The organism is Marivivens aquimaris, assembly GCF_015220045.1.
GTDB lineage: Bacteria > Pseudomonadota > Alphaproteobacteria > Rhodobacterales > Rhodobacteraceae > Marivivens > Marivivens aquimaris.
The window spans coordinates 2390039-2415000 of sequence record NZ_JADBGB010000001.1 but is presented as its reverse complement, the minus strand read 5'-3'; the positions used below and the strand labels follow the sequence as shown (position 1 = coordinate 2415000).

The 24962-nt window shown below is 59.5% G+C and carries 22 protein-coding genes, 1 tRNA gene and 2 rRNA genes (1 of these 25 cut by a window edge); 13 read left to right on the top strand and 12 right to left on the bottom strand.

What is annotated here, in order from left to right:
* The 3 genes from IF204_RS11910 to IF204_RS11900 all read left to right on the top strand — a co-directional run.
* Nucleotides 1–528 (top strand): 23S ribosomal RNA (locus tag IF204_RS11910) (it extends 2298 nt beyond the left edge of the window).
* Between the two features lie 71 nt (nt 529–599).
* A 5S ribosomal RNA gene (gene rrf / locus IF204_RS11905) occupies nt 600–714 on the top strand.
* A gap of 90 nt (nt 715–804) precedes the next feature.
* Nucleotides 805–881, top strand: a tRNA-Met gene (locus IF204_RS11900).
* 111 nt (nt 882–992) lie between these two features.
* Here IF204_RS11900 and IF204_RS11895 read toward each other — a convergent pair.
* The 6 genes from IF204_RS11895 to IF204_RS11870 form a co-directional block, all read right to left on the bottom strand.
* A complete protein-coding gene (locus tag IF204_RS11895; protein ID WP_194097248.1) occupies nt 993–2282 on the bottom strand; it encodes an O-acetylhomoserine aminocarboxypropyltransferase/cysteine synthase family protein in 1290 nt (429 codons plus the stop codon).
* A gap of 95 nt (nt 2283–2377) precedes the next feature.
* Nucleotides 2378–3328 (bottom strand): sugar-binding transcriptional regulator, encoded by a 951-nt coding sequence (locus tag IF204_RS11890; RefSeq protein WP_228069173.1) that lies wholly within the window; start codon nt 3326–3328, stop codon nt 2378–2380.
* Nucleotides 3329–3364: 36 nt separating this feature from the next.
* Nucleotides 3365–4492, bottom strand: a complete 1128-nt coding sequence (locus tag IF204_RS11885; protein ID WP_407658943.1) for an iron-containing alcohol dehydrogenase — start codon at nt 4490–4492, stop codon at nt 3365–3367.
* 15 nt (nt 4493–4507) lie between these two features.
* Nucleotides 4508–5440, bottom strand: a complete 933-nt coding sequence (locus IF204_RS11880; protein ID WP_194097246.1) for a sugar phosphate isomerase/epimerase family protein — start codon at nt 5438–5440, stop codon at nt 4508–4510.
* Nucleotides 5441–6952: a glycerol-3-phosphate dehydrogenase gene (locus IF204_RS11875; RefSeq protein ID WP_194097245.1), complete on the bottom strand. Its 1512-nt coding sequence runs from the start codon at nt 6950–6952 to the stop codon at nt 5441–5443.
* Nucleotides 6953–6996: 44 nt separating this feature from the next.
* Nucleotides 6997–8559: an FGGY-family carbohydrate kinase gene (locus IF204_RS11870; protein ID WP_322743303.1), complete on the bottom strand. Its 1563-nt coding sequence runs from the start codon at nt 8557–8559 to the stop codon at nt 6997–6999.
* A 480-nt stretch (nt 8560–9039) separates the two neighbouring features.
* Here IF204_RS11870 and IF204_RS11865 point away from each other — a divergent pair, with 480 nt between their 5' ends.
* The 4 genes from IF204_RS11865 to IF204_RS11850 all read left to right on the top strand — a co-directional run bounded on the left by IF204_RS11865 (nt 9040) and on the right by IF204_RS11850 (nt 13348).
* On the top strand, nt 9040–9693 hold the full coding sequence (locus IF204_RS11865; RefSeq protein ID WP_228069171.1) for a DUF2291 family protein: 654 nt from the start codon (nt 9040–9042) through the stop codon (nt 9691–9693).
* On the top strand, nt 9693–11243 hold the full coding sequence (locus IF204_RS11860; protein WP_194097243.1) for a sugar ABC transporter ATP-binding protein: 1551 nt from the start codon (nt 9693–9695) through the stop codon (nt 11241–11243). The genes IF204_RS11865 and IF204_RS11860 overlap by 1 nt, the downstream gene beginning before the upstream one ends.
* A 22-nt stretch (nt 11244–11265) precedes the next feature.
* Nucleotides 11266–12306: an ABC transporter permease gene (locus IF204_RS11855; RefSeq protein WP_194097242.1), complete on the top strand. Its 1041-nt coding sequence runs from the start codon at nt 11266–11268 to the stop codon at nt 12304–12306.
* 94 nt (nt 12307–12400) lie between these two features.
* On the top strand, nt 12401–13348 hold the full coding sequence (locus tag IF204_RS11850; RefSeq protein WP_194097240.1) for a D-ribose ABC transporter substrate-binding protein: 948 nt from the start codon (nt 12401–12403) through the stop codon (nt 13346–13348).
* Nucleotides 13349–13434: 86 nt separating this feature from the next.
* On the opposite strand, the gene aroQ is transcribed toward IF204_RS11850, so the two are convergent.
* The 4 genes from aroQ to IF204_RS11830 all read right to left on the bottom strand — a co-directional run bounded on the left by aroQ (nt 13435) and on the right by IF204_RS11830 (nt 15748).
* Nucleotides 13435–13872, bottom strand: a complete 438-nt coding sequence (gene aroQ, locus IF204_RS11845) for a type II 3-dehydroquinate dehydratase (RefSeq protein ID WP_194097238.1) — start codon at nt 13870–13872, stop codon at nt 13435–13437.
* Nucleotides 13873–13935: 63 nt separating this feature from the next.
* Nucleotides 13936–14400, bottom strand: coding sequence for a cobalamin biosynthesis protein CbiL (locus IF204_RS11840; RefSeq protein WP_194097236.1), 465 nt, complete (start codon nt 14398–14400; stop codon nt 13936–13938).
* A complete protein-coding gene (cbiM, locus tag IF204_RS11835; RefSeq protein WP_194097234.1) occupies nt 14397–15002 on the bottom strand; it encodes a cobalt transporter CbiM in 606 nt (201 codons plus the stop codon). Before cbiM ends, IF204_RS11840 begins: the two co-directional genes overlap by 4 nt.
* On the bottom strand, nt 15002–15748 hold the full coding sequence (locus IF204_RS11830; protein ID WP_194097232.1) for a DUF4198 domain-containing protein: 747 nt from the start codon (nt 15746–15748) through the stop codon (nt 15002–15004). The genes cbiM and IF204_RS11830 overlap by 1 nt, the downstream gene beginning before the upstream one ends.
* 121 nt (nt 15749–15869) lie before the next feature.
* On the opposite strand from IF204_RS11830, the gene nikR reads away from it, so the two are divergent.
* Complete coding sequence (gene nikR, locus IF204_RS11825) at nt 15870–16343, top strand: nickel-responsive transcriptional regulator NikR (RefSeq protein ID WP_194097230.1); 474 nt, start codon at nt 15870–15872, stop codon at nt 16341–16343.
* On the opposite strand, the gene IF204_RS11820 is transcribed toward nikR, so the two are convergent.
* Together IF204_RS11820 and IF204_RS11815 are read right to left on the bottom strand one after the other, a co-directional pair.
* Nucleotides 16340–17494 carry an acetate/propionate family kinase gene (locus IF204_RS11820; protein ID WP_194097228.1) on the bottom strand — a complete coding sequence of 385 codons (1155 nt, stop codon included), beginning with the start codon at nt 17492–17494 and terminating at the stop codon, nt 16340–16342. The two genes, nikR and IF204_RS11820, sit on opposite strands and share 4 nt — an antisense overlap.
* Complete coding sequence (locus tag IF204_RS11815) at nt 17491–18888, bottom strand: bifunctional enoyl-CoA hydratase/phosphate acetyltransferase (protein ID WP_194097225.1); 1398 nt, start codon at nt 18886–18888, stop codon at nt 17491–17493. Before IF204_RS11815 ends, IF204_RS11820 begins: the two co-directional genes overlap by 4 nt.
* Before the next feature lie 337 nt (nt 18889–19225).
* Between IF204_RS11815 and IF204_RS11810 the strand changes: the two genes are divergently transcribed.
* The 5 genes from IF204_RS11810 to IF204_RS11790 all read left to right on the top strand — a co-directional run bounded on the left by IF204_RS11810 (nt 19226) and on the right by IF204_RS11790 (nt 24778).
* A complete protein-coding gene (locus IF204_RS11810) occupies nt 19226–20857 on the top strand; it encodes a peptide ABC transporter substrate-binding protein (RefSeq protein WP_194097223.1) in 1632 nt (543 codons plus the stop codon).
* A gap of 80 nt (nt 20858–20937) precedes the next feature.
* Complete coding sequence (gene oppB / locus IF204_RS11805) at nt 20938–21861, top strand: oligopeptide ABC transporter permease OppB (protein ID WP_194097221.1); 924 nt, start codon at nt 20938–20940, stop codon at nt 21859–21861.
* 10 nt (nt 21862–21871) lie between these two features.
* Nucleotides 21872–22798 carry an ABC transporter permease subunit gene (locus tag IF204_RS11800; RefSeq protein ID WP_194097219.1) on the top strand — a complete coding sequence of 309 codons (927 nt, stop codon included), beginning with the start codon at nt 21872–21874 and terminating at the stop codon, nt 22796–22798.
* Nucleotide 22799: 1 nt separating this feature from the next.
* Complete coding sequence (locus tag IF204_RS11795; RefSeq protein WP_194097217.1) at nt 22800–23765, top strand: oligopeptide/dipeptide ABC transporter ATP-binding protein; 966 nt, start codon at nt 22800–22802, stop codon at nt 23763–23765.
* Nucleotides 23765–24778, top strand: a complete 1014-nt coding sequence (locus IF204_RS11790) for an oligopeptide/dipeptide ABC transporter ATP-binding protein (RefSeq protein WP_194097215.1) — start codon at nt 23765–23767, stop codon at nt 24776–24778. Before IF204_RS11795 ends, IF204_RS11790 begins: the two co-directional genes overlap by 1 nt.
* Nucleotides 24779–24962 lie beyond the last annotated feature (184 nt).

The following is a 24962-nucleotide window of genomic DNA, read 5'->3' as shown; positions in this document are numbered from 1 at the left end:
CAAGTCGAGCAGAGACGAAAGTCGGCCATAGTGATCCGGTGGTCCCGAGTGGAAGGGCCATCGCTCAACGGATAAAAGGTACGCTGGGGATAACAGGCTGATGATGCCCAAGAGTCCATATCGACGGCATCGTTTGGCACCTCGATGTCGGCTCATCTCATCCTGGGGCTGGAGCAGGTCCCAAGGGTATGGCTGTTCGCCATTTAAAGAGGTACGTGAGCTGGGTTTAGAACGTCGTGAGACAGTTCGGTCCCTATCTTCCGTGGGTGTAGGATACTTGAGAGGAGTTGCCCCTAGTACGAGAGGACCGGGGTGAACGATCCACTGGTGGACCAGTTGTCGTGCCAACGGCAGTGCTGGGTAGCTATGATCGGACAGGATAACCGCTGAAGGCATCTAAGCGGGAAGCCCCCCTCAAAACAAGGTATCCCTGAGGACCGTGGTAGACCACCACGTCAATAGGCCGGAGATGTAAGTGCAGCAATGCATTCAGTTGACCGGTACTAATCGTCCGATAGGCTTGATCTGTTCCAGAAACAGCAACGCTTCAGAAACATACTAAAAACGTACCTCACTTGGAAATCTTGGTTCTTTCTCGGTCTGGTGGCTATAGCACGAGCAAAACACCCGGTCCCTTTCCGAACCCGGCCGTTAAGTGCCGTTGCGCTGATGGTACTGCGTCTTAAGACGTGGGAGAGTAAGTCACCGCCAGACCTAGTAAGAACCAAATTCTCTCTAAACATATCAATCTAATATCCCCATAAGCAGCTTCGCTAAAAAAGGGATAAGTGTTTACACACCCAACGCGGGGTGGAGCAGCCCGGTAGCTCGTCAGGCTCATAACCTGAAGGTCGTAGGTTCAAATCCTACCCCCGCAACCAAATCTAATCATTTGATATACGACAGAACGCCCCGAAATCCGCGGGGCTCTTTGCGTGTGACGCCACTCTCCCCCTTGGGCCACCATTCCGATGGCCCAAAAGGCACGTTAATCAGGCCGTCGCAGCACTCAAACCCTGATCAAGATCCGCGATGATGTCCTGAACATCCTCGATCCCGATCGATATCCGCACGACGTTCGGACCAGCTCCAGCTTTGATTTGCTGTTCTTCTTCCAGCTGGCGGTGCGTGGTCGAGGCAGGGTGGATGATGAGGCTACGTGTGTCGCCGAGATTTGCGACGTGGCTCAACAGCTTCAAACTGTCCACCAGCTTTACGCAGGCATCGTATCCGCCTTTGACCGCGACCGTGAACAGCGCACCCGCGCCATTCGGGACGATCCGTTGGCCGCGCTCGTAAGAGGGAGAGCTCGCCAGACCAGCGTAAGTGACACCTTCCACGCGAGGATCATTCTCGAGCCATTCGGCGACTGCTTTTGCGTTCTGGACGTGGCGCTCCATTCGCAGGCCGAGCGTCTCGATGCCCATCAATGTGTAGTGTGCGCCCTGCGGGTTCATCGTCATGCCAAGATCGCGAAGGCCGACAGCGATGGAGTGAAACGTGAAGGCCATGGCTCCAAGAGCGCCATGGAAGTTCAAGCCGTGATAAGCAGGTTCGGGCTGCGAGAGGGACGGGAATTTGTCCGACGCGGACCAGTCGAATTTACCGGAGTCAACGACCACGCCGCCGGTGACCGTGCCATTGCCGGTCAGGTACTTGGTCGCCGAATGGACGACCAGCGTCGCGCCGTGTTCGATCGGGCGGCACAGGAAAGGAGTGGCCGTCGTGTTGTCTACGATCAGTGGGACGCCAGCCTCGTCAGCAATTTTTGCCATTGCATCGAGGTCGGTGATGTAGCCACCAGGGTTGGCGATGGTTTCACAGAAAATGGCGCGCGTATTCTCGTCGATCGCGGCTTTGACGGCATGAAGGTCGTCTGTGTCGACAAACTTTGCCTCCCATCCGAAGCGGCGGATCGTCTGGCTGAATTGCGTGATCGTACCGCCATAGAGGCGCGACGAGGACACAACGTTGCAGCCAGGTCCCATCAGCGGGAAGAGCGCCATGATCTGCGCCGCATGGCCAGATGAACAGCAGACCGCTCCTGCGCCGCCTTCGAGGGCGGCAACCCTAGCGGCGAGAGCATTCACAGTCGGGTTCGTCAGTCGGGAATAGATGTAGCCGACCTCTTCGAGGTTGAACAAACGCGCGGCGTGATCGGCATCCTTGAAAACGTATGATGTAGATTGATAAATCGGAACCTGACGTGCGCCGGTGGCGGGGTCGGGTTCAGCGCCTGCGTGAACAGCGAGAGTTTGCAGGCCCAAAGGTTGGTCGGTCATTGTAAGCGGTCCTCCTCGTTACAGGGGGAGCGTAGTCGAGCGTCTTACAATCACGCAACGCCAATCGGGCCGAAAATCATTTGGATAGGTTAGGCTTACAGCAGCGCCCGCGCGGTCTGCTCGTCGGTGATGAGGCCGGACAGGCGGCCGGAGCGCAGGACAGCCCTGATCGCTTTGACCTTCGAAGGGCCGCCGGCCAGCGCGACAATGCGGTCGGTTTTGCCCTTCTCCATCGACACTGCGAGCGTACGAGAGGTCAGGGTCGTTTCCAGTACAGACCCGTCTTCGGCAAAGAAGTGGCCGAGAAGTTCGCCCGCCGCTCCGGCATTTGCGATCTGGGTAATTTCGTCCTGTTCGATCATGCCGGAATTGACCAACTGGGTGTCTGTATCGACCGTACCGACGCCAACAATCTTGAGCGATGAATTCTCAGCCAGCTCGAACACCTCGCGCACGCCATTCTGCGAAAGCAGAACCTGACGGTCGTGCGCCGTATTGGCAAAGAACGGTACCGGCATGACGTAGGCACGCGCGCCAGTTTTCTCGGCCAGCAGATGCATGACGTCGTGAGGGTTGGCTGAGAAATTGCGCGTCAGGCCGCCGAGCAGCGATACGAAACGCAATTCCTTGGTTTCGAAATTCGGCATGGCGCGCACTGCGGCGGCAAGCGTCCGTCCATGGCCGATACCGATCATGTCGTGCTTGCCCGCTTCAAGCCAGCGGCGCAGGCGCGACGCGCCGGCGAGCGACAGGGCGCGGATCGGCATTCCGTCTTCACCGAGGTCCGGCGCGATGTCACAGCTCTGGAGGTTGTACTTTTTGCAGAGCTGTTCTTCGAGCTCGATGCACTCCACGATGTCGCCGTCGATCGACACTTTGACAGCGCCTTCGGCAACGGCCTTGGAGATCAGGCGGTGGGCTTTGACCGACGCCACACCGAGGCGTTTGGCAACTGCAGCCTGCGTGAGGCCACCGACATAGTGCAGCCAAGCGGCACGGATCGCGAGGCTGTGCTCGTTGTCCGAGATCTGACGTTCTTTGGCCATCACTGTGTATCCTCCGGTTCGCTTAGTCAGACTGCTTTAGCGCGCATTTTCCATAAGGGCTATCAATTGCTCATACGTAAGTCGTACGGGATTGGCCTTCATTGACGACGATGTTTCGGCAGCTTTTGCTGCCGCCTCACGCACGTCCTGCGAGATGCCCATATCGTCGAGTCCCTTGAGGCCGTTTTCCCGTGACCAATTGGTGAGTGCGGCGAGCGCGTTATCTTCGGTCGAGCCGAACGCGTCCGCAATCCAGCGGATGACTTCGGCAATACGCGAGTTCTGCGGATCGGCGCTAAGGTTCATGGCCAACCCATGCGGCAGCAGAGCGCCGCAGATCGCACCGTGCGGCGCGCCCGTCAGTCCGCCCAATGGACCCGCGAGACCATGGACAACGCCGAGGCCAGCATTCGCCAAAGCCAATCCGCCGAATAGACTGACCAATGCCATGTCTTCGCGTGCAGCGGTGTCTTCGCGTTCCATCAGTAATTGGATTGCCTTCAGCCCGCGCGGAATCGCATCGCGGCACAGCGCATCGGTCATCGGGTTCGCGCGCGTGCAGATGTAGGGCTCGATAACCTGCGTGATAGCATCAAGGCCGGAGGCCAGAGTGACCGCCTTGGGACAATCGTCCGTCAGTGCGGGGTCAATGATGGCAATGTCCGCAAGCATGCGATTGTCGCGCAGACTGACTTTGCGCTTATGCTCGGGCACGTCGATGACCGCGTTTTTTGTAACTTCGGCGCCCGTTCCCGACGTCGTCGGCATCGCGACAAAGGGCAGGGGCGGGTTGTCGAGCGGCAGACCTTTCCCGACGACTTCGAGATGGTCCATCAGATCGCGACTTGCGGGCACGATTGCGGCAATCGCTTTGCCTGCGTCGATCACGGCGCCGCCGCCGATGGCGACAACGACATTGCATCCTTTGGCGGCCTCGACACCGTGCAGGATGGTGTCGACATCCGGTTCTTTCGACACGGCAAATGTCCGGAGCTCGCAGCCCTCAGCCACCAGCGCATCAAGAAGCCATTCGCTCCGCGCCGTATTTCCACCCGTCACAACAAAAACGGACCGCCCCAATGAGGCGATCCGTGGAGGAGCTTGCCGCGCCTTGCCCCGCCCGAAGACGATTTCGTTAGCAGTAGCGAAGGCGAAAGCTGGGATGTCCATATGTGTCCGTCAGATCTTGAGGTCGTCTGCACCTGTGTCGATGTGCGGGGCCCAGAATGCAATGCTTTCCGCGATGGCGGGAATGACCTGACGGTCGTTCGGCTCGCGTTCCTTGAAGGACAGCTCAAGGCAGATTTCGTTATCGACGGCACCGCCTTCGGCAAATGCCTTCAGCAGCGGCTCGGGCTGGATAGCGCCTTTGGCGTTGAACTCTGCGGTGAACGGACGGTGGCCGGATTTGTCCATCATCGACTGTTTGATGTGGATGATCGGGCTGACCTTCGGCACAGCGCGAGCCCACGCATAGGGATCGGTATCGTCGGGGTTGGACGAGGTGACGTCACCGTGGTCGATATCGGCCATCATCCACATCGGGATCGCCATATCCGCTGCGGTCAGACGGTCCTGAAGCTTCATGCACTCGGCAATCGTTTCACCGAATTCGCGGCCTACCGACATCGGCTCCCAGTAGACATAGTCGAGGCCAGCGCCTTTCGCGTGCTCGGCAACTTCGGCCCAGCAATCGATGGCGATGTTGATCAGCTCTTCGCGGCGGGCGGGATCGTCGTAGTCCTTGTAGGTGAAGATCGCGAATTGAGTGCCGACCGATTTGCCGCCGAGATCACCGATGATGTCGGCGAAGGTCTTGAACCAGTCGACGTAGTACTGGCGCACATCGGGATCGGGGTGGCCGAAGTGGTTCAGACGGCCGTAAGGGCCGGTCATGCCGGACGTACAACGCACGCCGGTGCGCTGACAGGCAAGGTCCATCTCGCGGGTCAGGCGGCGGATCACCGGAGCCTGCCAGCTGGGATTGATGAACTCGTGTGTCAGCTGAAGATCACGGATGCGCAGGTCGCGCGCCGTGGTCTCGATAAGGTCTGCCGGGTCCGCAAAACGGTTTACCAACGGATTGGTATTGAGAGAGAGGGAAAGTGCCATTTATGCGGCCTCGGCAGAGTTGGAGACGAACCACTCCTCGAACGCAGCCTGCTGGGCATCCGAGAGGTTCAGTCGATGTTTGGTGCGGCGCCAGAGGATATCCTCGGCGGTCATGGCCCATTCATTGGCCACGAGGTAACGGGCTTCGGCCTCATAGAGGAAGCCACCGAAGTGACGGCCCAAGCCATCGAGCGACGTGGCGCTACCGACGATCTTGTCGACCAGCGTACCGTAGCGGCGACCGTAGTATTCGCGCAGTTCGCGCGGCATCCACGGGTATTTCGCTTTGATAGTCTCGCGGAACAGATCGTAGTCGGCGTTTTCCATGTCGCCGCCAGGAAGGACGGCGTCAGCAGTCCAGTCGCCCTTCATATTCGGGAAGAACTTGGCGATGCGGTGCATACCGCGCTCGGCCAGTTCGCGGAACGTGGTGATCTTGCCGCCGAAGATGTTCAGCAGCGGTGCGCCGCCAGTCTCGTCGAGGTCGAACACGTAGTCGCGGGTCACGGCAGAGGGGTTGCCCTTGCCGTCATCGAATAGCGGACGCACGCCCGAGAAGGTCTCCAGCACGTCTTCCTTGCGGAGCTTTTCCTTGAAGTAGCGGTTCACGCAATCCAGCAGGTATTCGATTTCGCGATCTTCACAGGTCACGTCTTCAGCGCGGCCTTCGTAAGCGATGTCAGTCGTGCCGATCAGAGCCTTGTCGCCTTCGTAGGCGTTGATGAAGATCACGCGCTTGTCGTGGTTCTGGACAAGGTAGCTGTGCGGGCCTTCCCAGAACTTCTTGACGATGATGTGCGAGCCTTTGACGAGGCGGACGTTACGGCTGGAATTGGCACCAGCAACGCGAGTGAGAACGTCGGTCACCCACGGACCGGCAGCGTTGACCAGAACCTTGGCGATGAATTCACGCTTCTCGCCGGTCACGGTGTTTTGCGTGGTGACGTGCCACTTGCCGTCTTCGCGGCGTGCGGTGACTGCGGGCGAGCGGGTAAGGATCGTTGCGCCGCGCTGCGCTGCGTCCAGAGCATTCAGCGTCACGAGGCGAGCGTCATCCACCCAGCAATCCGAATATTCAAAGCCGCGCTTGTACTGATCCATGATCGGCGCGCCTTCGGGATCGCGGCGAAGGTTCAGCGTGCGGGTGCCCGGCAGTTTCTTACGGCCGCCGAGGTGATCGTACATGAACAGGCCGAGACGAACGAGCCATGCCGGACGGTCCTGTGGCGAATGCGGCAGCACGAACCGCAGCGGCCAAATAATGTGCGGCGCGGCGTTCAGTAGCACTTCGCGTTCGATCAGCGCTTCGCGGACAAGACGGAATTCGTAATATTCGAGGTAGCGAAGGCCACCGTGGACGAGCTTGCCCGAGCGCGACGACGTACCTTCGGCGAGGTCGTCCTTTTCACACATGGCGACTTTCAGTCCGCGACCTGCAGCGTCGCGCGCAAAACCGGCACCGTTGATGCCGCCGCCGATGACAAAAAGATCTACTTCCTGAATAACGGTCATTTTATTGCCTTTCGACACGGGCCGGATGGCCACGCTTTGGAGGATTAAGCCTTTGCGTCACGCTGAGCAGCGAGCCGGTGCCAGACCGGTTCGAGCGCTTCGCGCGACTGGCGATAGGTTTCAAAAAGAGTGTTGTATGTTTCGACCAGCGACTGGTCGGGCTGCTCGGCTTCGCCCAGCAGCGGCGTAGTCCATTCCGCGATGCAGTCTTCCATCGACGAGTAGGCGCCGATCGCAACAGCAGCCATCATGGCGCAACCAGCGGCGCCCGCTTCTTCGCGGAACGATACGCGGACGGGGGTGTTGAGAGCAGCTGCCAACACGGCCCGCAGCGATGCGGAACGTGCCGCGCCGCCGGTGAGGCGAAGCTCGGTCGGCATCTCGCCCATCGCGCTGTAGCAATCACGCGCCGCCATGCCGAGGCTCTCGATCACCGCGCGAACGATGTCGGGGAAGCGATGACCAGCGTTCAGGCCAATGAAGCTCGCACGAGCGTCGGCGTCCACAAACGGGCCGCGTTCGCCAGCTTCGGAAATGTAGGGATGGTAAACCAGACGCCCAGCTTGGGATTTCGCCATCCAGTTGTCGATGCGGGCCACGAGGTCCGAATGCGAAGGGCGCTCGCCCATTTCCGCGATCAGATCTTCGGCCATTGCCAGCGCCCAATCGAGGTTAAGCGTCGCGGCCATGTTGGTCTGCACCTGCGTGACGCGATCAGGGATCGGCAGACAGATGACGTATCCCGTGCCCTCGGCGTTCAAGTGAACGTCACTCGAGTCGACCGAGCGCATATGAACGCCGGTGGAGCCGATGGTCGAACAGGCAGCGCCGGCGGTGCCAGCGGTATGCACACCAGCGCCGAGAGCGGTCATCACCATATCGACGTAACCCAGCGAAACGGGCGTGCCTTCAGGCAGACCGGTTTCCTCTGCCGCGCTGGCTGACAGCGGGAACGTCTGCTGTGCGCCGTCGACGATTTGCGGCAGTAGATCGCGGCGGTGGGACAGGCCAAGAGCCTCGATCACGGTGTCGCTGTATTCGCGGTTGCGGAAATCGCCAAATGTGAAGCTGGCCTCCGATGGGTCAGTCGCCCGAACACCGGTCAGGTTGAAGAAAAGCCAGTCCTTGCAGTGGAATGCCGTCGCGGTGCGGTCCAGAATTTCGGGGTGGTGTCGATCCATATGTGCCAGCTGCGAACCCTGCTGGCAGGTGTTCAGGCCGGTGCCTGTCGCCTCGAAGCGGGCGCGTTCGGTCGGACCGTCGGCAATCGCTTCGACCGTCGGGGCCGCTCGGGCATCGAGCCAAAGCCAAGCGTCACAAACGGGCTTGCCTGCGTCGTCGATCAGCCAGGTGCCATCGCCTTGGGCGGTGACGGCAACGGCGGCGACGCGCTCGGAGAATTCTTCGATTTTGCCGGTGAGGCCGCGCAGCGCAGTGGCGCAGTCGTCCCACGTCTGACCCAGCGATTGGGTCGCCGAACCATCGGCACCCATTGTGTATTTGTTACGGACGGCAGAAGCCGCGATCTGGTTCCCTGCAAGATCGAAAGCCACGGCTTTGATCACAGACGTACCAGCGTCGATGCCGACGATGATGTCGCGTTTCACGCTCAATTTGTCCTCCTTCTGTGGTGGCCACAGGATGATTCGCGGCCTCCACTCCTCCTCGGTTGCTCGGGCGTCCTATTCTATAGATACGGGTAATCCGTATTCGCCCAAGCGCGGCGTCGGTTGTCCTCACACAAGCCGAAAATCCGCGTCTTTCTGGAAATGTTGGTAACACAAAAAATTCCAGTCGTCCGAATTTTTTTGCAGACAACGTAATTTTTTTCACATATGGTTTGATGAAAGGCGAGCAGTCGGTTGGCTGCAATGCAATGTTTTCGTTAGCAGAATCGATGGAGGATCGTGCTGGCGGAAATTCAGGGGAGGACATAAGTCGCGGCCAGTTCGCGGTTATCTCCGAAAATTTTAGGTGGCTCATCCGCATAGGTCGGATTGTTCCACGAACGTAGTGCGCGACTATCGCGCAAGTGGATAACGCTGCGGGCCGTTGTTGGTGCGCGGCATGGAAGGGGGCTCATTAGTATGGCCATGATGGACACTAGCAAGCAGGTCAAACCGAAGAAGCCGATGACAAGCTGGCTGCTTCCGCTTGTCGCTGTTGTTGTCATCGGCGCAATCGCGATTGATACCAAAGTTGTGCAGATCGGTTCCGAAGAAGACGGCCGCGCACAGGCCTTCAATCCGGACAGCTACGGTGCCGAACAGTTCCCCCGCATCCGCGACCTTATTGTTGAACGCGCACCCGATGCCGTGACCTTGGCCAACGAGCTGGCTGCAGACAAAAACGCTGCGATCGAAGCATACGGCACTAAGACCGCGATTGGTGGCATCATGCCCGTCACGGCGACCGGTACTCTGGGCGAAGGCCGCTCGGGCATCTATGACCTGAACGTCGACGGTATGCCGGAAGGTGTCCGTATCCGTGTCCAGACCGGCCCGGCGATCAACGGCACCGACCTGCGCGATATGCCGGGTGATATTGTTTTCGGTGAGTTTACCAACCAGATCGAATATCAGGACGCTGGCTCGGGTATTAACCGTGCGATGGCTGCCGAAGCTCTTTCGGATCTCGACCGCGAGAACCTGACCGGCAAGACCGTCGAAGTCACCGGCGCATTCACTCTCATCAACCCGAAGAACTGGCTGATCACGCCGGTCGCTCTCGAGGTGCAGTAATGCAGGCTCCGATCCACAACGAAGCGCCGCACGCAAAGCCGGAGAGCCAGGTTGTGCTCGCTGCGCGTGACGTGACCAAGTCCTTTGGTGCCGTTCGTGCACTGAAGGGCGTGAACTTCGACGTCCACCGCGGTCAAGTGACCACGCTGTTCGGTGAGAACGGCGCCGGTAAATCCACGCTGATGAAGATCCTGTCGGGCGTTCAGAAGCCGTCCACGGGCACCATCATCCTCGATGGCGAACCTGTCGAGCTGGACTCGACTACGGATGCGCAAGAGCGCGGTATCTGCATCATCCACCAAGAGCTGTCGCTCGCACCGAACATGACCGTGCGTGACAACATCTTCATGGGCCGTGAAATCCGCGGCAAATTCGGCGTCGATTTCGCAGAAGAAGAGCGCCAGACCCGCAAATTGCTCGAAGAACTGGAAGAGGACATCGATCCTCTGGCCAAGGTCGAGGACCTGCGCCTCGGTCAGCAGCAGATCGTCGAGATCGCGCGCGCGCTGTCCGTCGATGCACGTATCCTGATCATGGACGAGCCGACCTCGGCACTGTCCGCTTCGGAAGTCGAAGTGCTGTTCAAGGTCATCCATGACCTCAAGGCGCGCGGCGTTTCGATCGTTTACATCTCGCACCACCTCGAAGAGGCGCTCACCATTACCGACCACGCTGTGGTTCTGCGCGACGGCAACATGACCGCCTATGCACCGCGCAGCGAAATCGACCTCGAGTGGATCGTCTTCAACATGGTTGGCGAAAACTTCGACCTCGGCTCCCCGCCGCAGGGTTACGAATTCGGCGCTCCGGCCCTGTCGATCGAAAACCTCTGCGTTCCGTCGCACACCGGTGCCGGCCTCGCGGTCGACCACATGAACCTCGAAGTCAAAGCGGGCGAGATCGTCTGTATCTATGGCCTCATGGGGGCCGGTCGGACGGAACTTATGGAATGTGCCGCAGGCCGCCTGAAGAACACCGAAGGCAGCGTCAAACTGCATGGTCACGACATTTCGGGCCTCAGCATCGCAGAGCGCATTAACGCGGGTCTCGTTCTGGTCCCCGAAGATCGTCAGCGCGACGGCCTCGTCCAGACCATGACCGTGGGCAAGAACCTGTCGCTGTCGTCCATCGGCAACTTCACCAAGGGCCTTTTCACGAACCACAAGGCCGAAGACCAGATCATCGAAGACTCGATCCGCGACGTGACCGTCAAAACCGATGGTCCCCACGCTGCGATTGGCTCGCTGTCGGGCGGCAACCAGCAGAAGGTCGTTATTGGCAAGATGCTCGTCACTGATCCGACCGTGATTATGCTCGATGAACCGAGCCGCGGTATCGACATCGGTGCGAAGGCCGAAGTTTTCAAACTGCTGGCGGAGCGGGCCAAACAGGGTCTCGCCGTCGTCTACACCACTTCTGAAGTCACCGAATGCCTGTCCATCGCGCACCGTATCATCGTGATGCGCCGCGGTCAGATTTCGGCCGAATTCAGCCACGACACAACAAAAGAAGCAATCATGGCCGCCTCGGGCGAGTCATTGGTCGCCTGATAGACTGCAAGGAGTCCACACCATGGCGGATACCACTGCCTCTGCAAATGCGCCGGGAAAGAAGAGCAACGTCAGCATCGGCAAGATGCTTCTTGAAGGTCGTGCTTTCTTTGCCCTGATTGCCATCATTGCGATTTTCTCGTTCCTTTCGGACAACTATTTCTCGCTCAACAACTTCCTCATCATGTCGAACCACGTGGCCATCTTCGGTCTGCTGGCCATCGGCATGCTGCTGGTGATCCTGAACGGCGGCATCGACCTTTCGGTCGGTTCGGTTCTGGGTCTGTCGGGCGTCTTCGCCGGTTGGCTGATGCAGGGCGTCGAGCTGGAATCGATGGGCGTCATCCTTTATCCGCCGGTCTGGGCGGTCGTGATCCTGACGCTCGCGCTCGGTGCGTTCGTCGGCTTCATCAACGGCATCCTGATCTCGCGCTTCAACGTGCCTGCCTTCGTTGCGACCCTCGGTTCGCTCTACGTGGCACGCGGTGCAGCGCTTTTGATGACCAACGGCCTGACCTACAACAACCTCGGCGGCAGAGCCGAACTGGGTAACACCGGCTTCGACTGGCTGGGCTTCAACCGTATCGCCAACGTCCCCGTCGGCGTCATCATCCTCGCGATTGTCGCGGTTCTGACGGGTCTGGTTCTGACCCGCACCGCCTTCGGTCGCTGGCTCTATTCCTCCGGTGGTAACGAACGCGCCGCTGAACTTTCGGGTGTTCCGACAGCTCGCGTGAAGATCACCGTCTACGTGCTCTCGGGTATCTGCGCCTCCATCGCAGGCCTGGTTCTGAGCTCGCAGCTGACCTCGGCCGGCCCGACCGCTGGTACCACCTACGAACTGACGGCGATTGCTGCGGTTGTGATCGGTGGTGCGGCGCTTACCGGCGGCCGCGGCGGAATTCTCGGCACTATGCTCGGTGCCTTCGTCATCGGCTTCCTGTCGGACGGCCTCGTCATCATCGGCGTGTCCTCCTACTGGCAGACCGTGTTTACCGGTGCAGTCATCGTGCTCGCCGTGCTCCTCAACTCGATCCAGTACGGCGGAGCGAAACGCCGCTGATCGAAACCGAATTCCACGGCGCGGGGAGAGGAGACCCCGCCCGAGGATCAAACGCCGGAAATCGGCATCTAAAACCCAATGGGAGACCACCAGAATGACCAAAATCACCAAACGCGCACTTCTCGCCGCTGTCGCTGTCATGCCGCTTATGGCGGGTGCTGCTTCGGCTGAGGGCCTGATTTCGATCATCGTCAACGATCCGGCCAACCCGTACTGGTTCACCGAAGGCGAAGTCGCCAAGGCGACCGCGGAAGAGCTCGGCTACGAAGCAACCGTTGCTGCGCACAAGGGTGACACCAACACCGAGTCGACTCTCGTCGACACCGCGATCACCAACGGCGCTGCTGCCATCATCCTCGATCCGGCAAACGCTGACGGTTCGGTTGGTGCAGTTCGCAAAGCTGTCGACGCAGGCATCCCCGTCTTCCTCGTGAACGCTGAAATCAACGAATCCGGTCTGGCTCAGGCTCAGCTCGTTTCGAACAACGCTCAGGGCGCTGCTCTGGGTGCGATCCAGTGGGTTGAACTGACTGGTGGCGAAGGCGATTACGTCGAATTCTTCGGCAACCCGTCGGACAACAACGCTGCAACTCGTTCGAACGGCTACGAGACCGTAATCTCGCAGTACCCGGACCTGAACAAGCTGGCTGAAGAAGTTGCAAACTGGGACCGTACCCAGGGCTTCAACAAGATGCAGTCGCTCATCCAAGCTAACGACGGCATCACCGCAGTCATCGCCGGTAACGACGAAATGGCTCTCGGTGCGATCGCTGCTCTGAAAGAAGCAGGCAAGATGGACGGCGTTATCGTCGGCGGCTTCGACGGCTCGCCGGACGCAGTTGACGCGATCAAAGCAGGCGAACTGGCTTACACCGTTCTCCAGCCGGTTGCTGTTTTCGCAGAAGAAGCTGTTCGTCAGGCTGACCACTTCATCAACACCGGCGAGAAGTTGGTTGAAGAAGAAAAGCAGCTGTTCGACTGCCTCCTGATCACTTCGGACAACGTCGACGCATACACTGCGCCGTTCGTTCTGTCGGAGTAATCTACTCCCTCTGTGTTTCTTATCCGAACACAGAAGAGCCGCACCGAAAGGTGCGGCTCATTTCGTTTGTAGCCATGTGGTTTGGATCAAGCGCCAACAATGCTGCAGATGCGGCGGGTGGCCGCCTCGTAGCCTTCGATCCCGAGGCCAGCGATCACGCCGTTTGCGCGCAACGACACGTACGAGTGGTGGCGGAAGCTCTCGCGTTGATGGACGTTGGAGATGTGGACCTCGATCACCGGACCTTCGAACGTGTTCAGTGCATCAAGGATCGCGACCGACGTATGGGTGAATGCACCCGGGTTGATGACGATGCCGCAGGCTTTTTCGCGCGCCTCGTGGATCCAGTCGATGATCTGGCCTTCCCAGTTCGACTGGAGCAGCGACAGATCGAACCCCTCGGCCAGCACAGCACGACAATTGCGCTCCACGTCTTCGAGAGTGTCATGCCCGTAGATCTCGGGCTGGCGCTTGCCCAGCAGGTTCAGGTTCGGACCGTTCAGAATATAGATGTGACGCGACATGGGGCCTCGGCTTATTGTTTGCCGTAAGGTGCCTGATGGTGCGTCAGTGGACAAGCGGGCGCGCTATTTATTCCGCCCGCGCGCCCAAAGCGCCATACCCGTCAGCCCGATAATGAGGAACACCGCTGACAGGATATCCATGAACCGCAGACGGTTTTCGAGGCGCAGGATGTCCTCGCGAAGCGGCTGGATTGCCCGCTCGATCTGGGCGTTGATGTCGGTTTCAGCTGTCGCTGCTTCGATGGTAGCGGAGGAGATGTGACCCTCTTCGGTGTCTATCGTGACCTCAATGGCTGCGTCGGTCGTACGGTTGAAAGAGAACCGTCCCTCGTCATCCGTCTCGCCGGTCGCGATCTCGTTGCCATTGGACGTCGCCGTCCATGGGACGTTTGCCGGATTACCGCCGCCGACAAAGAACCCGTAGCCGGAAATCGTGTCGCCCTCTGCCGTCGCGAATACGCCGAGCTTGTGGGCCTGCGCGGCAGTCCCTAGCGTGAGCAAGATCAGAGCGAGGGCGAAGCGTTTCATGCAGGCAGCGCGCTGGGCTGGACCCGCGATAGAAAGCCAATCGTCGCCGCAGTGATCGCCGCCTCAACGATGCCGAGCGGAATGTAAGTGACAGCCATCACCGACGCGATGGGCGTGTATTCGGACCCTGACAGCGCGAAGGACAGCGACACCAGTAGGGCGGTGCCCGCAATGGCTCCGCCGCCCGCACACGCAGCAACCACGCTGCGCATCGTCGTGGAAATCGTGCGCGCAAGGATCGGACGCGCGATCAGACCTGCCAGCACGGCAGGGGCCGCAATGTTGAACGTATTGATGCCAAGCGTCGTGATGCCGCCGAAGCCGAACATCGACGCTTGCAGTAAAAGCGCCACCAGCACCGCCGCAAAAGTCACCGGCCCGAGCAGGATCCCCATCAGGCCCGCGAAGATCAGATGAACGGTGCTCGGCCCGATCGGAACCGCCAGCAACGATCCAGCAAAGAACACCGCCGCCATGATGCCCGCCTTTGGGATCGCCGCATCGTCGAGGCTACGCAGCGCCCAGACAATCCCGCCTGCCGCAAGCACAGCGCCGCCGATCAGAACCGGAGCCGAAAGAACGCCGTCGGGGATATGAGCCATTACTCTGCGGCCTCCGTTGTCTTGATCCAGATGAGCCCGCCAAGTTCGACGGGGACGTCGTCACCGTCAGGCGAGGTCATGGAGTCCGGCCCTTCGATCAGCGCGGCAAAGCCGTACCAACCCGCGAACGGCATGGCGTAGGTGAAGGTGCCGTTGGCGTCCGCTTTAAGGACCTGAGTGATGAACGCGTCATTCGGAGCGGCAATCGAGCCGTCATTCACGAACTCGACTTCGATCTCGGCAAAAGGCGCGGGCTCTCCGTCCTGCAACACCACACCGGTAAAGCTGTTGCCTGCCCAAAGGCCGCTCGGGCGTGTCAGCGGCATGATCTCGACCGGCAGGCCGACTTCCGTATCCCAGCCTTCACCGGTCGGACCGACATCGACGATGGATTTGGCGTAATGGACAATGAACTTGCCTTCGGCCGGTTCCCAGTAGGGCTGCGGAACGACATAAAAAAGCGCGGTGCCCGGTTCATTCAGTGTCTGGGTAACGGACCACTGGCCGCTTGCGACTTCCTCAAGCTGGCCCGTCAGGTCCGCAACTTGATCGCCACGGATCATCCCGACTTGCACCGGCTTCTCGATGGGCATCATCGGGCCACCTTCGAACGGGTGGGTAAAGCTCAGGTCCAACGTCACATTGCCCACACTGGTCATTACGTCATCGGACGGAATGATTTCCTGAAAGTGTGCCGCTGCGGGTGTCGCCAGAATGGCGGAAATGATGATCGCCTGAAGTCGCATAAATGCCCCGTATGAAATTACCGAAGAAATATCATACGCGCTTCTAACTGCAACCCACCGCAGAACTTTCTTTGCGAAGTGTGATCGGGTATCGCTGGGTATAGGAACTCAGGAGCAGAAAATGCAGCGGACTACGATCACGCTTGACGACGAACTGGCAGAAGAGCTCGACGCCTATATGGCGCAAAGCGGGGCTGCCAACCGTTCCGAAGCGATCCGCGATCTGATCCGGAGCGGCCTTGCGCAGCGTCCCGATGCGCCAAGTGATGCGCGGTGCTACGGCGTGGTGAGCTGCGCTGTCGATCTGTCCGTGCGCAACCTCGCCGCCCGCGTCCCGCAAAGCCGTCTGGACCGTCACGACCAGACCGTTGCCGCGCTGTCGGTGCCGCTCGATCATTCGACGACGCTGGAGGTCGCGGTGATGAAAGGTCGCGTTGTCGACGTGGCGAGTTATGCGGACGCGCTGTTCCTCGAGCGCGGCGTGATGCACGGGTCGATCGGGCTGGTGCCTGTCACGGAGTCAGAGGTGCGACACGTCCACAACGAAGGCGAGCCGCATTCCCATACCCACACCAAAGTGCAGAGCACCTTCTAAGCGAAGGCGCGCGCGGCGCGGGCGATCACCAATTCTTCGTTTGTCGGTATGACCATCACTGTCGTGCGGGCCATTTCGGACGAGATGACCTGAGCGTTATTGTCGTTTCTGGTGTGGTCGATTTCGATCCCCATCCACGCCATCCGTTCGCAGATGCGCGCACGGATCGTCGCCGAGTTCTCACCGATCCCGCCCGAAAATACGAGCGCATCGATCCCGCCCATCGCTGCCGCCATCGCGCCGACTTCGCGCTGGGCGCGGAAGACAAAGTAGTCGATGGCCTGCGCGGCCTCTGATGCGTCGCTGCGCTCAAGCGTTCGCATGTCGTTGGAGATACCCGATAGGCCGAGAAGGCCGGAGCGGGTGTAGAGCATCGTCTCGATCTCGTCGGCAGACATGCCTTGCTGCTGCATGAGGTAAAGGACAACGCCCGCATCAAGCTGCCCGCAACGTGTGCCCATCGGCAGGCCGTCGAGCGCCGAAAAGCCCATGGTTGAAGCTACTGATTTGCCGTTGTGCACCGCGCACATCGACGCGCCGTTTCCAAGATGCGCGATGGCAACGCGGCCCGCCGAGAGCGTCGGGGCAACTTCTGCCAACTTGCTCGAGATATAATCGTAGCTCAGCCCGTGAAATCCGTACCGGCGGACACCCTTGTCGTAGTAGCTGCGTGGCAAGGCGAAAGTGTCGTTCACATAGGGATGGTGCCGGTGGAAAGCGGTGTCGAAGCAGGCAACCTGCGCGGCCTCCGGAAACGCGGCTTGCGCGGCGCGTATACCAGCAAGGTTATGTGGCTGGTGCAACGGCGCAAACGGTTCGAGCGCGCTCAGTTCTTCGATCAGCGTCTCGTCGATCAGCGCGGGTTTGTCGTGGTGTAAGCCACCATGGACGACGCGGTGCCCGACAACGGCAATCTCGCGATTTTCCAGCGTAGGTTTGAGCGATTTCAGGACGGTCGCCAAGGCGTCGGCGTGGTTGGCTAGGCTGCCATCAGCGGGTGTGATCGCTCCGCTCGTCGTTTTAAGCGACAGCACGCCGTTCGGGCCGATGCTATCCACCTTGCCTGTGACGAGGGGCGTATCGCTCTCCATCTCGTAGACCGAAAACTTGAGCGACGAAGACCCCGCATTCAGCGTCAGGATCGCGCTCATACCAGCACCTCGGGTTTGATGCCGTTCATCCGTGCATGGTGAAGCGCCGCGACAGCGCAGGACGCGAGGCGCGACATCGAACTGTCCGCGCGGCTGTTGAGGATGACCGGAACGCGCGCACCGAGGACGAGGCCGGCCCCCTCGGCGTGACTGATAAAGGCAAGCTGCTTGGCCAGCATGTTGCCCGCGTCGATGTCGGGCACCACAAGGATGTTGGCGTGCCCCGCCACATCGCCTTTCAGGCCTTTCGTCCGAGCAGCGCCGATATCGACAGCGTTGTCCATCGCGAGAGGACCGTCGACGAGGCCGCCCGTAATCTGTCCGCGCTCTGCCATCTTCGATAGCAGCGCACCGTCGATCGACGACGGGATTGCGGGGTTCACAGTCTCGACCGCGGACAGAACGCCGACCCGAGGCGTTTCCTGACCAATGGAAATCGCGAGGTCGATGGCGTTCTGCACAATGTCGACCTTTGTTTGCAGGTCGGGCGCAATGTTGATGGCCGCATCTGTGACCATGACAGGCTCGGGCATTCCGGGCACATCCATGACGAACACATGGGTGAAGCGCTTGCCGATGCGTAGGCCCGTCTGCTTGTCCAGCATCGGGCGTAGCAGTTCGTCGGTATGAAGATGCCCCTTCATGACCGCGCTCGCGCGGCCTTCGTGGACAAGCTGACAGGCGACCGCGCCGGCATTGTGGTGTTCAGCAGGGAGAACCTCGATCCCATCGAGGCTTTGGCCCAGTTCAGCGGCGGCTTGAACGATCTTTTCGGGGTCGCCGATCAGGATCGGGATGATGATGCCCTCACGGTAAGCCAGAAGTGCGCCGCCAAGCGATTTGGGTTCTTCGGGGCAAACGACAGCGGTGGGCAGGTCGGGCAGGGGGCGTGCGCGCGCGACGAGAGCGTCGAAATGGCGGTGCCGTTCAACGACCAGACGGGGGACATCCACATCGTCACGGTCGAATCGATTAACCGGAGCTTGTACCAGCGCGGTGCCTTTCAGGACGGTCACGCCGTCCTCAGCGCGCCGGATTTCTGTGGAAAAACCCACAGTCCCGTCCGCGTTCTTGTCCGTAACGGTGACCTGACAGATCAATTCTTCGCCAGCATGAACGCGGTCAATGAAGTCCAAAGTCTGCTTTTTGTAGACCGTTCCGGGTCCGGGAAGGGACGTTCCCAGCACCGCAGAGATCATCGACGCCACATACATTCCGGGGGCAACACTTTCCGGATTTCCATCCCCGTCACCGTCCAGTTTTGGCAGGTGCATCGGGTTATAATTACCGGAAACATTGGCGAATACGTAAAGATCGTCGGGAGTGACCAACCGGCGGAATTCGGCGGTCATGCCGACCTCGATCTCGTCGAACGTCTTGTTAATCAAATGCATTTTCTGCCCACGAACCCCTCGTTTTGCGACGCGGCTGCTGCAGACACATGCACGTATCGGGCGCCGCATGACTTGATGTGGGTCAGGTTGGCGGAATTTCCCGAAAACTCTGTGACGTACTATTGGAATGTGATTACCAATAGCTACTATTCAACCATTGGCAGACGCGGCGATACTTTTTTGAACAATGCCTATACCAAAGTCGCATTACGCTACGGCATTATCGCATTTCTGCTCTTGCCAACGGACCGTTTGGTCAAAAGTATCCGGCCATTCCGCCTAAAAAATTGGCGGGGCCCAACATGCGGTATACCGCAGAAACAGGGAGACATTCTTTATGAAACTCAAAACCGTTCTTAACGCCTCGGCCGCGACCGCTCTGGTTTTCGCTGCTGGCATGGCATTCGCTGACGACCACATGGTCGACGGCATGATGCTTTCCGACAACCAGACCTTCACCTATCAGACCATCGACGACTCGCCCTCGATCGACCCGGGTCTCGTTGAAGACGTCGAAGGTTCGGCTGTTGTTCGCGATCTCTTCGAAGGTCTGATGAACCAGGACGCCGAAGGTAACCCGATCCCTGGCGTTGCGACCTCGTACGACGTGTCGGACGACAAGCTGACCTACACCTTCCACCTCCGTGACGACGCTGTATGGTCGGACGGCGAGCCGGTTACCGCCAGCGACTTCGTCTACGCATGGAAGCGCGTTGCGAACCCCGAAACCGCATCGCCCTACGCTTGGTACATGGAGCTGATGTCGGTCGAGAACGCATCGTCCATCATCGCTGGCGAAGCTGAAGCAGACACTCTCGGTGTCGAAGCAACCGACGACCACACCCTCGTTGTGCACCTGTCGCAGCCGCTGCCGTACTTCCCGGAAATGGTTACGCACACCACCACCTTCCCGGTTCCCGAGCACGTTGTCGAAGAAGTCGGCGCATCGTGGATGAACCCGGAAACCTTCGTTGGTAACGGCGCTTACGTTCTGACCGAGTACACTCCGCAGGAGCGTATGGTTCGCGTGAAGTCGGACACCTACTGGGACGCAGAAAACGTACACCTGACCGAAGTCGTCCGTCTGGTCGTCAACGACGAAAACCAGGCTCTGACTCGTTGGCAGGCTGGCGAGATCGACAAGACCGAGACCATCCCGACCGGTCAGTACCCGTCGCTGTCGCAGGAATACCCCGAGCAGGCCGTTTCGGTTCCGGAACTCTGCACCTACTACTACAACTTCAACCTGCGTGACGACGCTCCGGAATGGGCACAGGACGTTCGCGTCCGTCAGGCTCTGAGCCTCGCAGTTGACCGCGACATCATCACCGAGAACGTTCTCGGCGCTGGCCAGATCCCGGCTTACACCTTCACTCCGGGTGCAACCGCTGGCTTCGAAGTTCCGGAAGTTGAAGCTGCTTCGATGACTCAGGAAGAGCGTAACGAGAAGGCCAAGGCGCTGCTCGAAGAAGCAGGTTATGGTTCGGACAATCCGCTGACCGTAGAGATCCTCTACAACACTTCGGAAGCCCACAAGACCATCGCTATCGCCATCAGCCAGATGTGGAAGCAGACGCTCGGCATCGAAACCACCCTTGGCAACATGGAATGGCAGACCTTCCTCGAAGCACGCGGCAACGGTGACTTCGAAGTTTCGCGCGCCGGCTGGTGTGGTGACTACAACGAAGCGTCGACCTTCCTCGACCTGATGGCGTCGTCCTCGGGCTACAACGATGCGGCTTACATGAACGAAGAAGTCGACTCGCTGCTCGCAGAAGCCAAGACCATGGAAGATCCGACCGAGAACTACACTCGCATCGAAGAAATCGTTGACGAAGAAGCTCCGGTTATCCCGATCTACCACTACGCCGCTGCATTCATGCTCGACGACACGATCAAGGGGTGGCCGCTGGATAACGTTCAGCAGACCTGGTACTCGCGTCAGCTTTATCGCGTAGCGGAAGAGTAATTCCTCAACGTAGAACCGAAACCGCGCACCTCCCACCTGTTGGGGGGTGCGCCCTAGTTTAAGCGAAGCGCGAGGACCGAATGTTCGCCTTCATTATCCGCCGTTTAGCGGTGGCTATTCCGACCATTCTCATATTGGTCGTTCTCTCATACATCCTGATGTTTGCCGCGCCGGGTGGCCCGTTCAACGCTGAACGCCCACTGCCCCCGAACGTGCTCGAAAACATCGAGGCCCGTTACGGTCTGGATCAGCCCTACTGGAAGCAGATCTACGACTACATCGTAAATATTGTGTTCCACTTCGACTTCGGACCGTCGTTCAAATACCGCGACCGGACCGTGTCGGACATCATCACCCAAGGCTTCCCCGTCACGCTGACCTACGGCTTCTGGTCGTTCGTCGTGGCCGTGATCGTCGGCGTTTCGCTGGGTATCGCTGCTGCGGTAAAGCACAACAGCATCCTCGACTATTTCGCCGTTGGCGTTTCGATCGGCGCCCAGTCGCTGCCGAACTTCGTCATGGCGCCGGTTCTGGTGCTGGTCTTCACGCTGTGGCTCGGCTGGCTGCCTGGCGGCGGCTGGAACGGTGGTGAATGGCAGTTTGTCGTTATGCCCGTGATCGCGCTGTCGACGTCCTACATGGCGTCCATCGCTCGCATCACGCGTTCATCGATGCTCGAAGTGCTTAACGCAGGTTTCATCCGCACCGCCCGCGCAAAGGGCCTGCCGATGAAGCGCATCATCTTCCGTCACGCACTCAAGCCGGCGATCCTGCCTGTGCTGTCGTACCTTGGACCGGCTTTCGTGATGATGATCACCGGCTCGGTTATCGTTGATAGCTACTTCTCGACCGGCGGTATCGGCCAGTTCTTCGTGAACGCAGCCTTTAACCGCGACTACTCGGTCATGATGGGCATCACGATCCTGATGGGTGTGCTGACGATTGTCTTCAACCTCGTCGTCGACCTGCTTTACGCATGGATCGACCCGAAAATCCGTTATTGAGGAGGCAGGAATGCTAACATCCCGCACCTCGCCCGAGCAGCTGGGGGATCTTCCCCAGCGTGCTGAAGTCAAAGGCCGCAGCCTTTGGCGCGACGCAGTCGGCCGCTTTGCCGCAAACCGGGCTGCTGTCATCTCTCTCGTCGTTCTCGTGATGATCTTCCTCTTCGCGATTTTCGGCCAGATCCTCAGCCCGCATGAGCCCGACTACGTGGACTTCATGCTTCGCGGCAACATCAAGGAACTCGGCGTTCCGTCGATGGAGAACCAGCACTACTTCGGTCTCGAAAAAGAAGGACGCGACCTCTACGTGCGCGTCGTTCAGGGTACCCGTATCTCGATCCTCGTCGGCGTCGTCGGCAGTATCGTGGCGGTCGTTGTCGGTACGCTTTACGGCGCGATCTCTGGCTACTTCGGTGGCCGTGTCGACAACATCATGATGCGTATCGTCGACATCCTGCTGGCGATCCCGTTCATGTTCGTGATCATCCTTCTTCTGGTGATCTTCGGACGTTCGCCGACAATGCTGTTTGTCGGTATCGGCCTGATGTCGTGGCTGAACATGGCGCGTATCGCCCGTGGCCAGACGCTGACCATCAAGAACAAGGAATTCGTGGAAGCAGCGATTGCCAGCGGTGTTCGTCCGCTCAAGATCATTCTGCGTCACATCATTCCGAACCTCGCCGGTATCGTCGTGGTCTACGCGACCCTTCTGGTCCCCGAACTCATCATTACCGAAAGCTTCATCAGCTTCCTCGGTCTTGGTGTGCAGGAACCCCAGACGTCGCTTGGTGCTCTGATTTCGGATGGTGCGAGCCAGCTGAACTACGGCACATACTGGATGCTCGCGTTCCCGCTCTTCTTCTTCCTGATTACGCTCTACGCCTTCTTCTTTGTAGGCGATGGCCTGCGTGACGCTCTCGACCCGAAGGATCGCTGACATGACCCTACTTCAAGTCAATGACCTCAAGGTCAAGTTCCGCACAGGCGACGGTATCGTCAACGCGGTCAACGGTGTTTCGTTCTCGGTCAACGAAGGCGAAACGCTGGCGATCGTAGGCGAGTCCGGTTCCGGCAAAAGCCAGACCGCATTCGCCGCAATGGGCCTTCTGGCCCGTAACGGTTCGGCCGAAGGTGAAGCGCTCTACAAGGGCAAGAACCTTCTGACCATGCGTCCGAGCGAGCTCAACCAGATCCGCAGCCGCGAGATCGCCATGATTTTCCAGGATCCGATGACCTCGCTCAATCCGTACATGCGGATTTCGGACCAGATGGCCGAAGTGCTGACCCTGCACGAAGGCATGTCCAAGAAGGAAGCCGTGGCCGAGGCCGCGCGTATGCTCGACGCCGTTCGCATCCCCGATGCGAAGGCCCGCGTGACGATGTACCCGCACGAGTTTTCGGGCGGTATGCGTCAGCGTATCATGATCGCGATGGCGCTGCTTTGCCGTCCGCAGCTGCTCATCGCCGACGAGCCAACTACGGCTCTCGACGTGACGGTTCAGGCGCAGATCATGGACCTGTTCGGTGACATCCGCCGCGACTTCGGGACCGGTGTGATCCTCATCACGCACGACCTCGGCGTAGTGGCCGGTTTCTGTGACCGCACCCTCGTCATGTACGGCGGTCAGGTCATGGAGCAGGCGACGACCTCCGATCTGTTCGAACGCCCGACGCACCCCTACACCAAGGGACTGCTCAAGGCCGTTCCGCGCTTCGACCGTGAAGAAGAAGTCCTTCAGACCATCGCAGGGGAGCCGCCAGACATGTCGCGCCTTCCCGCCGGATGCCCGTTCAGCCCGCGTTGTTCGATCGTCAAAGAGCGTTGCTGGACCGACCGTCCGGTACTGCGCGAAGAGATCGGCCATTGCCGTGCCTGCCACGCAGACCTTCAGGAGGTAGCATAATGTCCAAAGCTATTCTGAACGTTAGCGATCTACGCGTCACCTTCGACGTCCCGAAACCGGGCGCATGGCCGTGGACGCCGCCGCGCAAGCTGCACGCCGTTGGCGGCATGAGCTTCGACGTCATGGAAGGCGAGTGCCTCGGCCTCGTTGGCGAGTCCGGTTCGGGTAAGTCGACCGCTGCCCGCGCGATCATCGGCCTTGCGCCGATTTCGGGCGGTTCGGTGAAGTTCGAAGGGCAGGAGCTCGCAGGGCTCGCTGGCGGTCAACGCCGTAAGCTTGGCAGCGAAATCCAGATGGTCTTCCAAGACCCGCTGGCCGCTCTGAACCCGCGCATGACCGTCGGTGACATCATCGCCGAGCCGCTCGTCACACACGACAGTTCGCTGTCCCGCAAGGAAGTGCTCAAGCGCGTCCAAGCGATGATGGAGCGCGTCGGCCTTCTGCCGAACCTCGTGAACCGCTACCCGCACGAATTTTCGGGTGGTCAGTGTCAGCGCATCGGCATTGCCCGCGCGCTGATCGTGAAGCCGCGTCTGCTGATCTGCGACGAACCTGTTTCGGCGCTCGACGTGTCGGTTCAGGCGCAGGTGGTGAACCTGCTCAAGGAACTCCAGCGCGACCTCGGCCTGTCGATGATCTTCATTGCTCACGACCTGAGCGTGGTGAAGCACATCTCGGACCGTATCGCGGTGATGTACCTCGGCAAGATGATGGAAGAAGCACCATCGGCCGAGCTGGTTTCGCACCCTGCGCACCCCTACACCCGCGCACTGATTTCGGCAGTTCCGGTTCCGGATCCCAAGCTCGAAAAAGCGCGTCCGCGTATGGTAATCGAAGGCGAACTTCCGTCGCCGCTGTCGCCGCCGTCGGGCTGTGTTTTCCGCACCCGTTGCCCGATGGCGCAGGAAAGCTGTGCCCGTGAGGTTCCGGCCAAGGAGCATATCGGTTCTCAACACGAGGTGGCTTGCCCGTTCCATGCGCGCAGCGCCGAAGCGATGCCGCTCGCAGTATAAGAAATCTGCAACCCTGACGTTTGTTTCGTCAGGGTTGCAAGAACGCGGCCGAATCGCCCACGCAATTTCATTGCGCGGCGGTTTGGTGGGTAAGCGTTAAACCGCGCACTACCCAAGGTTTTGAAATCTCTGATTTATTCCTTAATTTTCTTACCTGTTTGCCTATAGGTTGTATTCTTTCGTA

Bases quoted from the DNA above. Each gene is read 5' to 3' on its own strand.
- cbiM (WP_194097234.1), bottom strand. From the start codon at position 15,002: ATGGCTCATATCCCCGACGGCGTTCTTTCGGCTCCGGTTCTGATCGGC.
- nikR (WP_194097230.1), top strand. From the start codon at position 15,870: ATGCAGCGGACTACGATCACGCTTGACGACGAACTGGCAGAAGAGCTC.
- IF204_RS11795 (WP_194097217.1), top strand. From the start codon at position 22,800: ATGACCCTACTTCAAGTCAATGACCTCAAGGTCAAGTTCCGCACAGGC.
- IF204_RS11830 (WP_194097232.1), bottom strand. From the start codon at position 15,748: ATGCGACTTCAGGCGATCATCATTTCCGCCATTCTGGCGACACCCGCA.
- IF204_RS11840 (WP_194097236.1), bottom strand. From the start codon at position 14,400: ATGAAACGCTTCGCCCTCGCTCTGATCTTGCTCACGCTAGGGACTGCC.
- IF204_RS11865 (WP_228069171.1), top strand. From the start codon at position 9,040: ATGGCCATGATGGACACTAGCAAGCAGGTCAAACCGAAGAAGCCGATG.
- IF204_RS11880 (WP_194097246.1), bottom strand. From the start codon at position 5,440: ATGGCACTTTCCCTCTCTCTCAATACCAATCCGTTGGTAAACCGTTTT.
- IF204_RS11810 (WP_194097223.1), top strand. From the start codon at position 19,226: ATGAAACTCAAAACCGTTCTTAACGCCTCGGCCGCGACCGCTCTGGTT.
- IF204_RS11790 (WP_194097215.1), top strand. From the start codon at position 23,765: ATGTCCAAAGCTATTCTGAACGTTAGCGATCTACGCGTCACCTTCGAC.
- IF204_RS11820 (WP_194097228.1), bottom strand. From the start codon at position 17,494: ATGAGCGCGATCCTGACGCTGAATGCGGGGTCTTCGTCGCTCAAGTTT.
- oppB (WP_194097221.1), top strand. From the start codon at position 20,938: ATGTTCGCCTTCATTATCCGCCGTTTAGCGGTGGCTATTCCGACCATT.
- IF204_RS11860 (WP_194097243.1), top strand. From the start codon at position 9,693: ATGCAGGCTCCGATCCACAACGAAGCGCCGCACGCAAAGCCGGAGAGC.
- IF204_RS11800 (WP_194097219.1), top strand. From the start codon at position 21,872: ATGCTAACATCCCGCACCTCGCCCGAGCAGCTGGGGGATCTTCCCCAG.
- IF204_RS11875 (WP_194097245.1), bottom strand. From the start codon at position 6,952: ATGACCGTTATTCAGGAAGTAGATCTTTTTGTCATCGGCGGCGGCATC.
- IF204_RS11850 (WP_194097240.1), top strand. From the start codon at position 12,401: ATGACCAAAATCACCAAACGCGCACTTCTCGCCGCTGTCGCTGTCATG.
- IF204_RS11890 (WP_228069173.1), bottom strand. From the start codon at position 3,328: ATGGCCAAAGAACGTCAGATCTCGGACAACGAGCACAGCCTCGCGATC.
- IF204_RS11815 (WP_194097225.1), bottom strand. From the start codon at position 18,888: ATGCATTTGATTAACAAGACGTTCGACGAGATCGAGGTCGGCATGACC.
- IF204_RS11895 (WP_194097248.1), bottom strand. From the start codon at position 2,282: ATGACCGACCAACCTTTGGGCCTGCAAACTCTCGCTGTTCACGCAGGC.
- IF204_RS11855 (WP_194097242.1), top strand. From the start codon at position 11,266: ATGGCGGATACCACTGCCTCTGCAAATGCGCCGGGAAAGAAGAGCAAC.
- aroQ (WP_194097238.1), bottom strand. From the start codon at position 13,872: ATGTCGCGTCACATCTATATTCTGAACGGTCCGAACCTGAACCTGCTG.